Source organism: Sphingomonas sp. Leaf62 (genome assembly GCF_001421915.1).
GTDB lineage: Bacteria > Pseudomonadota > Alphaproteobacteria > Sphingomonadales > Sphingomonadaceae > Sphingomonas.
This window is the reverse complement of the sequence record NZ_LMLN01000032.1, coordinates 42,963-55,592: the sequence shown is the minus strand read 5'-3', so window position 1 is coordinate 55,592 and position 12,630 is coordinate 42,963. Positions and strand designations below refer to the sequence as shown.

Below are 12,630 nucleotides of genomic sequence, written 5' to 3'. Positions count from 1 at the left end.
CGACCCTACGTCAGATCGTCAAATTACCCTTGCAACGCGGGAGCCATCCACAGAGAACGACCGCTTTCGAGGATGGCCTAAGCGAAGGCGGACGTCCGCATCTGGGTCGTTCGCTCAAGTATGTCGCGAGTTGGCGATCCAGCATCCCCTTTCATCAAATCTCCGGCAGCTTCGCCAGATGCTTGTCGAGCGTGATCGGATATTCCCGGACCCGGACCCCGGTCGCGTTATAGACCGCATTGGCGATGGCCGGTGCGACGCCGGAAATGCCAAGCTCGCCCACACCCTTTGCCTTCACCGGCGACATGGTGGGATCGGTTTCCTCCAGGAAAATCACCTCCTGATGCGGGATATCGGCGTGGACCGGCACTTCGTATCCGGCGAGGTCGTGATTGACGAAGAAGCCGAACCGCGTGTCGACCGCCAGCTCTTCCATCAGCGCCGCGCCCGCACCGCCGACCATGCCGCCGATCACCTGGCTTCGCGCGGTCATCGGGTTGAGGATGCGTCCGGCCGCGCACACGGCGAGCATCCGCCGGATCCGAATTTCGCCGGTATAGGCGTCGACCGCAACCTCGCAGAAATGCGCGCCGAAGGTCTGCTGCGAGAACCGCTGCGACAGGTCGCCATATTCCATCCTGTCTTCAGCGATGATCGCACCGTCTTTCGCGGCCTGGGCGAGCGGCGCCCGCCGATTGCCGGCACGTACCTCGCCGTCGACGAACTCAGCGTCGGCGGAGTTGAACCCGAGCTTTGTCGCCACAGCCTCTCGCAGCTTGACGCATGCGGCATAGGCACCGGCCGTGGCGGATGCGGCACCACCCTGTCCGCCACCCCCGAAGGCTTCGGGATAATTCGAGTCGGCGAGCTTTACCACGACGCGATCGAGCGGCAGGCCAATCATCTCCGCGACCGTCTGGCCGATGATGGTGTAGCTGCCGGTCCCCATGTCGGTCATGTTGCTTTCGACGGTCACGATGCCGTTGCCGTCGAGCGTGACACGCCCGCTGGCCGGAATGATCGGCGCGCTGCGAATAGCGGATGCCATCCCCATGCCGATCAGCCAGCGGCCTTCACGGCGACTGCCGGGCCTAGCCGGACGGTCCTTCCACCCGAACCGCTCGGCACCCGTGCGCAGGCAGGGGACGAGCTGACGGATCGAGAAGGGGCGCGGCGTTTGGCCTTCCTCGCCGGGTACGACCTGGGTATCGTTGATGACGCGTAGCTCCACCGGGTCCATCCCCAGCTTTTCGGCCAGCTCGTCCATCGCCACTTCGAGCGCCATCAGGCCCGACGCTTCGCCCGGTGCGCGCATGGCATTGCCTTCGGGCAGGTCGAGCGTTGCGAGCCGGGTGAGGTTGAGACGGTTGGTCCCTGAATAGAGCAACTGCGTCTGCGCAGCCGCAATCTCCGGGCCGCCTCCCGGCAGATTGCCCGATAGGGTTTCGTGACCGACCGCGACCAGCTTGCCGTCGCGACCCGCCGCCAGACGGACGCGCTGGATCGTGGCCGGACGATGCGACGTATTGTTCGGCATCAGCGGGCGCGGCAACGTCACCTTCACCGCCCGGCCGACCGCGCGAGCGCCCAGCGCCGCGAGGATCGCGTCCGAACAGACGCTACCCTTTCCACCGAATCCGCCACCGATGTAGGTCGCGACGACGCGGATCCTGTCCTGCGGGATGCCGAGCTTTTTACCCAGGTCGCGCCGCGCCCAACCGACGATCTGCTGCGCCGACCAGATCGTCAGGTGATCGCCGTCCCAGCGCGCGATCGTGGCGTGCGGCTCCAGCATCATGTGGCTGTGGTCGGGGGTGGTGTAGGTCGCATCCACCTTCACGGGAGCTGATGCGAAAGCCGTGTCGAAGTCGCCGATGCGACCGTCCGGCTGACGCTGATGCGGCTTTGCGCCAGCCCGTGCAGCGGCAAGATCGAACGCGCCCTGCTCGCGCGCATAATCGACGCGGATCAGCGATGCGGCATGACGCGCCTGCTCGAACGTCTCGGCGACGACCAGCGCGATAGCCTGATGGTAATGCTCGACTTCCGGCCCCGCGAGCGGCTTGGCGACGTAGAACCCCTGCTTCTTGATCGGGCCGGCATTATCGGCCGACACGATGGCGAGGACACCCGGCGCGGCCTTGGCCTCGCGCATATCCATCGATGATATGCGGCCCTTGGCGATGCCCGAACCGACGACATAGCCATAGGCGGCGTTCGGCGCGGCCTCGTGGTTCTCGTAGGAATAGATGGCGCGTCCGGTCGTCTTCAGCGGCCCCTCGATACGCGGGTGCGGCTTGCCGACAACCTTTGCCCGATCGATCGGGTTGGTGCCTGCTGGCGTGTCGAACTTCATGCTGACTTGCCTTCCGCGATGGTGGCTGCAAGCGCTCGCGTCGCGAGCGGTATCTTGAACGCATTGTCCTCTGTCGGTCGGGCGTTCGCGAACGCCTTGGCCGTCACGACTGCGGCCCCCTGAGTCATCAAAGCGTCGGCCGCGTCGATCCGCCACGGCTTGTGCGCGACCCCGCCGAACGCTGCACGTCCACTGCCGTCCTTCTGGATGACGGCCGCGACCGAGACGAGCGCGAAGGCATAGGAGGCCCGGTCGCGAACCTTCTCATAATGGTGCGTGCCGCCCAGCGGCCGGGGCAGCGTCACCGCCGTAATCAGCTCACCGGCTTCGAGGTTGTTGTCGAGGTGGGGCTTGTCGCCGGGCAGACGGTGGAAATCGGCGATCGGGATAGCGCGGGTCGTGCCATCCGCCTTGACCGTCTCCACGGTCGCATCCAGCACGCGCATCGCCACGGCCATATCGCCGGGATAGGTGGCAATGCACTGGTCGCTCGAACCGATCACGGCGAGCTGGCGCGAATAGCCGCCGATCGCGGCGCAGCCCGATCCCGGCTTGCGCTTGTTGCAGGGCATGTTGGGGTCATAGAAATAGGGACAGCGGGTCCGCTGAAGCAGATTGCCCGCCGTGGTCGCCTTGTTGCGAAGCTGGCCGGAGGCTCCTGCTACGATCGCGCGGGTCAACACGCCATAATCGCGACGGACGCGGGTGTCGGCAGCGAGCGCGGTGTTCGTGACCAGCGCGCCGATCCGCAAGCCGCCATCCGTTGTCGGCTCGATCCGATCGAGCTTCAGGTCCTGGACGTCGACCAGATGCCGGGGCGTCTCGATCTCCAGCTTCATCAGGTCGAGCAGGTTGGTGCCCCCGGCAAGGAACTTTGCTCCGGGCTGACGGGCAACAGCGGCAGCGGCAGCGGCTTCGGCCGGGGTCCTTGCGCGCTCATAGGTGAAGGGCTTCATGCCTTTGCTCCCGCGACTTCCGCCATCGCCTCGGCGATGTTGGAATAGGCACCGCAACGGCAGATATTGCCGCTCATCCGCTCCCGCATTTCGGCGTTGGTCAGCTGCGGTCGCGCGGAAAGATCGGCCTGGACATTGCTCGGCACACCGCGCTTGATCTCGTCCAGCACCGCGACGGCCGAACAAATCTGGCCCGGCGTGCAATAGCCGCACTGATAGCCGTCATGACGAACGAACGCGGCTTGCATCGGGTGGAGCTTGTCCGGGGTGCCTAGCCCTTCGATCGTCCTCACCTCGTCGCCCTGATGCTGGACGGCGAGGCTCAGGCAGGAATTGATCCGCTCCCCGTTGACGATGACGGTGCAGGCTCCGCACTGCCCGTGATCGCAGCCCTTCTTCGTGCCGGTGAGCTTCAGATGCTCGCGCAGCGCATCGAGCAGCGTCGTGCGTGTGTCGAGGTTGAGGTCACGACGCTTGCCGTTGACGGTTAGCGATACCGGCATGGTCGCGGGCGCAGCCGCTTTTGCGGGCTGTGCCTCCACTTGCGGGGCCGCGGCCAGCGCAGCCGCTGCGGCGCTGCCGGCGAGAACACCTCGCCTCGACATCTCCATCTCGGTCATCATCGCCGTCGCTCCCGTTACAGCTTGTTGTATAAATCGTCGGCGACCGGTTCGAGCCACGTCACGGACGTACCGTCGAGCGCTTCCGACACCGCCACATGGGTCAATGCGCTATCGCGAGCCGCACCATGCCAGTGCTTGACGCCCGGCGAGATAAACACGGTGTCACCGGTCGCGATCGGCTTTGCGGCCTCGCCGTCGACCTGGACCCATCCGTGTCCAGCGGTGACGATCAGCAATTGCCCAAGCGGATGCGTGTGCCAGTTCGTATGCGCGCCCGGTTGGAACGTCACCGTCGCACCGCCAAGGCGCGCATCGCCGGTGCCTTTGAAGGGCGATGCGACCGACACGCTGCCGGTGAAATAGTCGACGGGACCAGCCTTCGGTTCCTGACCGGGACGGATAACCTGAACGTCTGACATAGTGGGAACCTCTTGTCTGGCGAATACCTTGCCCGCGATGCCGATGGCGGCGTTCGCTTTCGGCCAGCCTGCATAGAAAGCGAGATGGGTCAGCGCCTCGACGATCTGCGCCTGCGTCAGCCCGTTTTCGAGGCCACGTTGAACGTGGAGGGCGAGTTGGTCGGCATCACCGCCTGCGGAAAGCGCGGCGATGGTGACGAGGCTGCGGTCACGCGGCGACAAGTCGGTGCGCCGCCACAAGTCGGCGAACACGACGTCGTTGGTAAGTTGCGCGAACTTGGGTGCGATCGGAGCGAGCGTCCCGTCAACAGTCGCCGCACGTACGGGATCGGAGCCGGGGAGCGGCGCGGTGGCCGGAGACACCGCTGCAAGCGGCTTCAGATCGACGTGGCGCGCGGCAAATACCTTCTCGACCTCATTCAAGGCCGACACAGCGTTCGGCCATCCGCTGTAGAAGGCGAGTTGCGTCACCATGCCGGCGACCTCGGACGGCTTGATGCCGTTATCGAGGCCACGACCAAGATGGCTCGTCATCTGCGCGGTCTTGCCCGTTGCGATCAGCACGGACAGGGTGACGATGCTGCGATCACGCGGGGCCAGCTCCGGCCGCACCCACACGTCGCCGAATAGCACCCGGTCGGTGTAGCCAGCCAGTGCCGGCGCGATTGCCTGCATGTTCCTGGGCGCAACCGACGGACGCTCCTGCGCCTCGACCGGCACGGCCATCGCCAGCGCGGCGGCAGTTGCAGAAGCGACCTTCATCGTCTCGTCTCCCGTTCTAATCCCAGTTGGGATCAATCCCCGCCAGCGCTCGTCTTCACCGACCGAACGAGACGCGAGAAGGTGAGCTGGGCCAGACGCCACTTGCCAGCCTGCTTGTTGTAAACTTCCGTGACCATGAATGGATTGGTGACGGTTCGACCGCCGACGACGGCCTCCAGATCGAGGTCTTCCAGCACGATCGCGGTGTTGCCGAACACCCGCACGTCAACCGCGTAGATCGATGCCTTCTTGTACCAGATACCACCGCTCTGGATGGTGGCGAGTTCCTGGGTCTTGCCCCACGTTCCGCCCATGTGGGTGAACATGGCGCGATCGTCGAAGAGCGTCGCGAGGGAGTCGACCTTCTTGTCTGCCATCCAATCCCATTTGGTCCTGGACAGGTCGATGAGCTGCTGCTCGGTCGGGGTATGCGTGGCAACCGTCTTGATCGTCTCCGTCGGGGGGGGCGGCGTTTGCTGCGCGAGCAAGGGCTGCATCGGCAGCAATGACAAGGCGACGGCACCTAGCAGGCCAAGCCGCTTCATTCCCTGGGTTGATCGAGTGTCCATCACAACTGCTCCCGCATGAGGTTCAAAAGGGTGCAGACCGTTGCCGAAGCAGCGGCCTGGAATGACGATCAAGCGCCCGAACCACGGCAACCCCTATTTACGCCCAAGCTATCTTGGGGATTAGACAGGGCAAATCGCTTGGGCCTATGACATGACGTCATGAAACGCTCGGTGGCGACTTGAAATGCAGCGTGAGGATCTGGGTAACCTGGCCATGTTTCTGGCCGTCGCCGAGGAGCGCAGCTTTACGAAAGCAGCGGCGAAACTCGGCATTTCGCAGTCGGCGCTAAGCCATACGATGCGACGACTGGAAGCCAAACTCGGCTTGCGACTGCTGACCCGAACGACCCGAAGCGTTGCTCCCACCGAAGCCGGTGAGCGTTTGATCGAAACACTGCGCCCCGCTCTTAACGACATCGATGATAGGCTCGCCTCGCTGACCGAGCTGCGTGAACGCCCTGCTGGAACGGTTCGTATTACCTCGAGCGCACACGCGGCACGTGCGGTGCTATGGCCGGTCATCGACCGACTGACGGCTGGCAATCCAGACATCAACGTCGAGGTCAGTATCGAAAGTGGCCTAGTCGATATCGTCAGCGGCCGTTTCGACGCCGGTGTTCGGCTCGGTGAGCGACTGGAACAGGATATGATCGCGGTGCCGATCGGCCCGAGGCTGCGCATGGCTGCGTTTGCCGCACCAAGCTACCTGGAACGGCATGGGACACCCCAAACACCCTATGATCTTGCGAAGCACAATTGCATCAGCCTTCGCATGGCGACTTCAGGTGGTTTGTACGCGTGGGAGTTCGAACGCGACGGCAAAGAGTTGAAGGTCAAAACGGAGGGCCAGCTCGTATTCAACGATGCCGACCTGATCGTCGCCGCTGCGCTGGCTGGACGGGGTATCGCTTTCACGGTCGAGGGCCATGTCGCCCGGCACTTCGCCTCGGGCGCCCTTGTGAGGGTGCTGGAGGATTGGTGCGAACCCTTCGATGGCTACTATCTTTATTACCCTAGTCGGCGACAGCCATCGCCCGCATTCAGCTTGATGCTGGAAGCGCTGCGTTACCGCGTCTGAGACAAATGTTGAACGAACCGGGACGCGAGATACATCCAAGCCCTCTGAACCATGAGTTTTTGTGCCGTTGACGCGTCGCCAAGCTGATTTTGATGCGATTCCCAGCACGTCCGTCTTCGACATGAATGAATGTCTGAACCTGGGATACAGAGTAGCCGGCGCGAATGGCCGTTTGTGGGTCACCAGCCCAACTTTCCACGAACGCCGACTACTCTCCGCGATGCTCGCGCGGTCCAGCCAGATCGTTAGTTTGCGGCCTTCCGTACCCATCGCTCAAGGCTTAAAAGGTTAGCCAATCTCATCCTGGCCTCGAGGGCGATATTTCGCAAACGGCATATAGGGTAGCCAACGTATCGCTATGCAACTAAAGGCAACTCTTAGTCCTCACGGGGCATCCAGCGATATCTCAGACACACATGACATCGGATCGCGCCGTTACCCGGTGAGCAAGGCCGCGCCTGCGCAAAACGCCGCCCCGAAACAGGTCCGGGGCGACGTTCTGATCCGTACCGATCGACAAGCCGTTCAGCGCAGCCGGAGTGCCTTTCGGATGGTGTCCCAGCCTACGATCTTGAAGTTCTGTGTCTCCGGCGCGTTGTCGCCGTCCTGCGCGACCATCAGGCCGTGGCGCAGGCCGGGGCCGAAATCGCCAAGCATCAAGTCAATGCCGTCGGTCTCGCTGGTGCCGTCGATCGCGCCACCGCCGATGCGGAAACGGCCGGCATAGGTGAGCGCCGGCAGGCGGTAGAGGGTGTAGGCATTGTCGCCCTGGCTGCTGACGACCAGATAGCCGCCGTCGCGCCCCTTGGGAGCCAGCGCCAGCCCCTCGGCATCGGCGACCAGCGTGGTGCCGTCGACCTTGGCAACGGCCGTGCCGGTGACGGGCGCGGCGGGATCGGCGGCGAAGCGCCACAGGCCGATATCCTCCTCGGCGACGTAGAGCAGCCCGGTCCGGTCGTCGACCACACAGCCCTCTGCCTGCGTGCCGACCTTCATCGACCGCACGGTGCGGACCTGCGGCGTCGCGCCCGTCGTGTCGATCGACACCTGATCGATGCGGCCGTCCTTCATCACGACGAAACCGAACAGCGCGTGATCGCGCGCGCGGGTCCACAGGCACATGCCATAGGCTTCGCCGGGACCGACCGGATAGCGGCCCATCGGCACCAGCTTGCCCGCAACCGTATCGAGGGTGAACAGCGCGACATGCGCCTCGCCAACGTCCGCACGGTCGCTGGCGACGGCGATCACCCTGCCGCCGACGTCCCGCAGGTCGACATTGTTGAGCCGCGCGGCGGGGGTGAAGCTCAGCCGTTTGCCCGACAGGCTATAGACATGAATGCCGGCCTGCTTGTCGGTGCCGATCACAAGGCTCCCGGCCGGATTGCGCCGGTTGCGCCAGATGGCGGGATCGTCGGCGGCGTCGGCAGCGGTGTCGACCGGATCGGTCTCCGCCACTGCGGCGACCATCGGCACCGCATTCGGCGTCACCGGCGGCGGGGGCGTTACCCCACACCCGCCGAGCAGCAACGCCGCGGCCGCGAACCGCCGCATCAGAAGTTCACCCGCACGCCCGCCTGATAGCGGCGGCCGAACGTCTCACGCTCGATCGTGTAGCGGGCGTCGCGGACGTAGCGCCGGCCGGGACCGTTCAGCAAATTGCTGAAATTGCCGAACAGTTCGACCTGGCTGGTGACCGCAAAGCGCAGCGAGGCGTCGAGTTCGTTATCCTTCGCCCAGTAGAAGTCGCCGCCGTCGACGCCGCGATTGACGCCGTTGATGTTCTGGAAATCGCCCAGTTCGTCGAGCCAGCGCGAACGGTTCTGATACTGGACCCGCGCCGAGAAGCCGTATTTTTCGTAATAGGCCCCGATATTGTAGACGGCGTTCGAAGCACCCGGCAGCGGCACGCGGCGGCCATCGGGGGTCTCGGCGCGGCTGCGGTTGAGCGTGGCGTTCAGCTGCACGCCGAAGCCGCCGACCCATTCGGGCAGGCCGAGATCGGCGACGAACGGATCGAGCTGCTGCTGGATCGCGCCTTCGACACCGAGGATCGAGCCGTCGCCGCCATTGTCGATCGTCGAATACAGATATTGCGATCGATCGACGCCGCCGAAGTTCAGGATATCGCGGCCAAAGGTGCGGCTGCTATCGAACAGCACGTCGCGCAGCTTCTTGTAATAGGCACCGAATGACAGGAACCCGCCGGTCGACCCATAATATTCGACATAGGCATCGACCCCCATTGCCTTTTCGGGCTTCGCATCGGGGTTACCGCCCGAAATCGTCAGGTTGGCGTCGTTGAAGGTCAGGTTCGGGCGAAGCTGGTCATAATCGGGCCGGGCTGCGCCGGTGCTGAACGACAGCCGCGCCTTCGAATTTTTTTTCACGTCATAGTTGATGTGCAGGCTCGGATATACCAGCGTCTGGCTGGTTTTCACTTCGAGACGCTGCGGTCCAGTGCCAAACGCGCCGGAGTCATTGCGGATATGCTCGATCCGCGCGCCGCCGACGACATTGCCCCATTCGGTGACGACCGTCGCCATCGCATAGGCCGAATAGATGCGCTCGTTCACGTCATAGAGGTTGGCGGTCTGGTCGACATAGCGGCCGACCGTCTTGGCGCGGTCGACGAGGTCGAGGAGCTGGGCCTTGCCGAAATACTGGAAGGTGTAGCCCAGCGGGATTTCGCCCTGAAAGCCGCCAGGGATCGCGATCTGGCCATAGCCGGTCGGGATGTTGGCGGCGGCGAACTGCGCGGCGCTGTTCAGGTCGAGCAGGCGTTCGTCGACCGACTTGGTGCGATCGTCGAAGCGCAGGCCGACCGCAAAGGTCGTCTTGTCGCCGAACAGTCCGTCGACATCATGCTGCACGTCGAGGCGCGCGGTATAGGCGTCGGTGGTGTCGGCCGCGAGCAGCGAGCGCAGGCGGACAAGTGAACGCGGGAAATCCTCGATCGCGGTCACCCGGGCACCGCGGGCAAAGGTGCCATTGGTGTTGCGGATGGTCCGGAACAGCTGGACGCGTGCCAGTTGCGGATCGGTGAAGTCGTAGCCGACGGTCAGCCGGTTGGCGGCGTTCGCGCCGTTGGTGCCGAACGACGGGCTGTCATAGTTCAACTGTGCGGGCTGGGTCCGGTCGTCGATCGAGCGGCTATAATTGGCCCGCCACGATACGCGCCACGTGTCGAGATCATGGTCACCGCCCAGCGTGTTGGTGAACACCGACTGCTTGTACGCGCGCACGGTGAAGTTCGAATTCAGATCGATACCGTACACGGTGCCCTGCAGCGGGGTATTGCCGGTGCAGACATCGGCATAGCCGGTCGTGCCGGTGGCCGGCGTCGCATTGACCGCGCAGGCAGCGGTTGCGGTCGACAGGCGTGACTGCTGATCGTCGAGATCGAAGATGTAGTTGTTGCGCTGTTCGTCGTCCTGGAACGCCGAATAGATGGTTTCGGCGAAGATGCGGTGGTCGGGCGACGGCTTCCAGTCGAGCCGGGTCGACAGCGCATAGTTCTTGCGGACGAGGCGATACAGCTTGTTCTCGGTCTCGCGTGCCCAGATGCGGTCGGCAAAGCCCGGCCGCGCGTCCTGCGCCACGGTTTCCCAATCGGTCTCGAAATTGTCGGTGACCATGCCGCGCCGGTACAAGCTGGCCGACGAGGCAATGCCGAATTCACCGATGCCGGTGTCGAACCGGTCGGACACGACCAGCGATCCTTCGAATTCGCGACGGTCGCCCAGTTCGACCAGACCATAGGCGGCCTTGCCCGCGACATGGAACCCGTTCTGGTCGAAACCCGAACGGGTGATGATGTCGACATTGCCCGAAATGGTTTCGCCGACCATGTCCGGGGTCACTGCCTTGCGGACGATGATCTGCTTGGCGATCGCCGACGGAATTGAATCGAACCGGGCGGCGCGACCTTCGGGGCTGACGACGTTCACGCCGTCGAACGACAGCGTGGTCCAGCGCTTCGGCGCGCCGCGCAGGTTGACGTAGCGGGCCTGACCCTGGTCGCGCTCGACGCCGACGCCGGGCAGGCGGCTGATCGCCTGAGCGATATTCTGGTCGGGCAGGCGACCGACCGCGTCGGAGGCGATGACCGAGACAAGCGCGGTGCTGTTGCGCTGGATTTCGAGCGCGGCGGCTTCGGATTCGGCGATCGGGCGGCTGCCGCGCACCACGATTTCCTGTTCCTCTTCGGGGGCCACCGGATCGGCGACGACCGGCATATCCTCGACCGGATCGGCCAGCGCGGCGACGGGCAGGAACGCCGCGCCCGTCAGCAATGCGCGCACGACGACGGCCCGCGAGGACCGGGCGAAGATACCAACCATGTCAGAAAGCCCCTTGTTAGGGGAGCGTTAACGCTCCCGCCTTGGGGTTGCCCCTGACGACGGGGAATGAAACGACCGTTACGAGATCGTTACGTAATCATTACAGTGTCGAGCGTGTTGCAGATCGGCAACAGACTTGTCCGACCGGTGCGATCGTTACCCCGAAACCGGTTCGGGGCAACGATCCGCACGCGTTATCCTTCGACCTGATCGAGATAGTCGCCATACCCTTCCGCTTCCATCGCCTCCTTGGGTACGAAGCGGAGCGAGGCGGAGTTGATGCAGTAGCGCAGACCACCCCGGTCGCGCGGACCGTCGGGGAACACATGGCCGAGATGGCTGTCGCCGCCCGCCGAGCGGACTTCGGTGCGGACCATGCCATGCGTCGCGTCGCGCAGTTCGGCGACATTTGCGGGCTCGATCGGCTTGGTGAAGCTTGGCCAGCCACAATGCGAATCGAACTTGTCGGCCGATGCGAACAATGGTTCGCCCGACACGATGTCGACATAGAGGCCGGCGCGCTTCTCGTGCAGATATTCGCCGGTGCCGGGCCGTTCGGTGCCGCTTTGCTGCGTCACATGGGATTGCTCGGGGGTCAGGCGGGCGATTGCCGCCTCGGTCTTGCGATATTCGGTCATCATGGGCTTCCGTACTGGGGTGCCGGATAGATGGGGGCGCGACGGCGGGTTCGCAAAGCCGGTCAGAACAGCTCGCCGAGGAACGCGACGACCGACGCCCAGGATCGGCGATCGGCATCGGCATCATAGGCCATGCCCTTTTCGGGCGCGGCGGCATGGGGGTTGGTGAAGGCGTGCATCGCCCGGCCATGCGCGTGCAACTGCCAGTCGGCATCGCGAGCGCCCATTTCCTCTGCAAAGGCCAGTACCTTGTTTGGCGCGGCCATCGGGTCCTGCCAGCCATGCTCGACCAGCACCTTCGCCGCGATCGGCCCGTCGCCGCCGAGGTCATTGCCATCGAGCATGCCGTGCAGGCTGACCACGCCCAGCACGCCGTCGGCCCCGCCGCGCGCGAGGTCGAGGGTGCACAGCCCGCCGAAGCAATAGCCGATCGCCGCGATCTTCGTCGCGTCCACCCGGTCGAGTGACGCGGCGAAGGTCGCCGCCGCGCGCATCCGCTGCAACAACGCGGCGCGATCGGACAGGAACGGGCCGATCAAATGGCTGTTGTCGCCCGCCGGATCGCCTTTCACGTCCTTGCCGAACATATCGATCGCGATGCCGACATAGCCAAGGGCGGCAAGCCGCTCGGCGGTCCGATGCTCGTCCTCGCCGCGTCCGGCCCATTGGTGGGCGATCAGCACGGCGGGGGCCGGGCCGTCTCCGGCGGGGAACACCACGCCCGCCTGCAACACCGTGTCGCCGTCGCGATAGTCGAACTGCTGCACCGTCATCCGTCTGCTCCATGATGGGAAAGTCGCGCACTGAACGGTCGGACCGGCAGGGGGGTTGCGCGTGGACGGGTCCGCTTCGTACGATGCCGGCGAAGCGCCGGAATACGGGCGCG

10 protein-coding genes are annotated in these 12,630 nt (G+C 64.5%); 1 reads left to right on the top strand and 9 read right to left on the bottom strand.

Annotation, left to right across the window (positions count from 1 at the left end; genetic code table 11):
• Positions 1 to 154 precede the first annotated feature (154 nt).
• The 5 genes from paoC to ASE91_RS18500 form a co-directional block, all read right to left on the bottom strand.
• On the bottom strand, positions 155 to 2,356 hold the full coding sequence (gene paoC, locus ASE91_RS18520; protein WP_056629101.1) for an aldehyde oxidoreductase molybdenum-binding subunit PaoC: 2,202 nt from the start codon (positions 2,354 to 2,356) through the stop codon (positions 155 to 157).
• The gene (locus ASE91_RS18515) at positions 2,353 to 3,312 is read right to left on the bottom strand and encodes an FAD binding domain-containing protein (RefSeq protein WP_056629099.1); all 960 of its coding nucleotides are present in this window, start codon (positions 3,310 to 3,312) and stop codon (positions 2,353 to 2,355) included. Before ASE91_RS18515 ends, paoC begins: the two co-directional genes overlap by 4 nt.
• On the bottom strand, positions 3,309 to 3,935 hold the full coding sequence (gene paoA, locus ASE91_RS18510) for an aldehyde dehydrogenase iron-sulfur subunit PaoA (RefSeq protein ID WP_443024330.1): 627 nt from the start codon (positions 3,933 to 3,935) through the stop codon (positions 3,309 to 3,311). Before paoA ends, ASE91_RS18515 begins: the two co-directional genes overlap by 4 nt.
• A 14-nt stretch (positions 3,936 to 3,949) precedes the next feature.
• Positions 3,950 to 5,080 (bottom strand): (R)-mandelonitrile lyase, encoded by a 1,131-nt coding sequence (locus ASE91_RS18505; RefSeq protein WP_200911293.1) that lies wholly within the window; start codon positions 5,078 to 5,080, stop codon positions 3,950 to 3,952.
• A gap of 68 nt (positions 5,081 to 5,148) precedes the next feature.
• Positions 5,149 to 5,757, bottom strand: a complete 609-nt coding sequence (locus ASE91_RS18500; RefSeq protein WP_235530573.1) for a nuclear transport factor 2 family protein — start codon at positions 5,755 to 5,757, stop codon at positions 5,149 to 5,151.
• A gap of 112 nt (positions 5,758 to 5,869) precedes the next feature.
• On the opposite strand from ASE91_RS18500, the gene ASE91_RS18495 reads away from it, so the two are divergent.
• Positions 5,870 to 6,763 carry a LysR family transcriptional regulator gene (locus tag ASE91_RS18495; RefSeq protein WP_056629094.1) on the top strand — a complete coding sequence of 298 codons (894 nt, stop codon included), beginning with the start codon at positions 5,870 to 5,872 and terminating at the stop codon, positions 6,761 to 6,763.
• Positions 6,764 to 7,288: 525 nt separating this feature from the next.
• On the opposite strand, the gene ASE91_RS18490 is transcribed toward ASE91_RS18495, so the two are convergent.
• From ASE91_RS18490 to ASE91_RS18475, 4 genes are all read right to left on the bottom strand, one after another.
• Positions 7,289 to 8,317 carry a phytase gene (locus tag ASE91_RS18490; protein ID WP_235530572.1) on the bottom strand — a complete coding sequence of 343 codons (1,029 nt, stop codon included), beginning with the start codon at positions 8,315 to 8,317 and terminating at the stop codon, positions 7,289 to 7,291.
• Positions 8,317 to 11,106: a TonB-dependent receptor gene (locus ASE91_RS18485; protein ID WP_056629093.1), complete on the bottom strand. Its 2,790-nt coding sequence runs from the start codon at positions 11,104 to 11,106 to the stop codon at positions 8,317 to 8,319. Before ASE91_RS18485 ends, ASE91_RS18490 begins: the two co-directional genes overlap by 1 nt.
• Before the next feature lie 194 nt (positions 11,107 to 11,300).
• Positions 11,301 to 11,744, bottom strand: a complete 444-nt coding sequence (gene msrB, locus ASE91_RS18480; RefSeq protein WP_056629124.1) for a peptide-methionine (R)-S-oxide reductase MsrB — start codon at positions 11,742 to 11,744, stop codon at positions 11,301 to 11,303.
• A gap of 62 nt (positions 11,745 to 11,806) precedes the next feature.
• Positions 11,807 to 12,517 (bottom strand): dienelactone hydrolase family protein, encoded by a 711-nt coding sequence (locus ASE91_RS18475; protein WP_056629090.1) that lies wholly within the window; start codon positions 12,515 to 12,517, stop codon positions 11,807 to 11,809.
• Positions 12,518 to 12,630 lie beyond the last annotated feature (113 nt).

Bases quoted from the DNA above. Each gene is read 5' to 3' on its own strand.
- ASE91_RS18515 (WP_056629099.1), bottom strand. From the start codon at position 3,312: ATGAAGCCCTTCACCTATGAGCGCGCAAGGACCCCGGCCGAAGCCGCT.
- ASE91_RS18505 (WP_200911293.1), bottom strand. From the start codon at position 5,080: ATGGCCGTGCCGGTCGAGGCGCAGGAGCGTCCGTCGGTTGCGCCCAGG.
- msrB (WP_056629124.1), bottom strand. From the start codon at position 11,744: ATGACCGAATATCGCAAGACCGAGGCGGCAATCGCCCGCCTGACCCCC.
- ASE91_RS18495 (WP_056629094.1), top strand. From the start codon at position 5,870: ATGCAGCGTGAGGATCTGGGTAACCTGGCCATGTTTCTGGCCGTCGCC.
- paoC (WP_056629101.1), bottom strand. From the start codon at position 2,356: ATGAAGTTCGACACGCCAGCAGGCACCAACCCGATCGATCGGGCAAAG.
- ASE91_RS18490 (WP_235530572.1), bottom strand. From the start codon at position 8,317: ATGCGGCGGTTCGCGGCCGCGGCGTTGCTGCTCGGCGGGTGTGGGGTA.
- ASE91_RS18475 (WP_056629090.1), bottom strand. From the start codon at position 12,517: ATGACGGTGCAGCAGTTCGACTATCGCGACGGCGACACGGTGTTGCAG.
- paoA (WP_443024330.1), bottom strand. From the start codon at position 3,935: ATGATGACCGAGATGGAGATGTCGAGGCGAGGTGTTCTCGCCGGCAGC.
- ASE91_RS18485 (WP_056629093.1), bottom strand. From the start codon at position 11,106: ATGGTTGGTATCTTCGCCCGGTCCTCGCGGGCCGTCGTCGTGCGCGCA.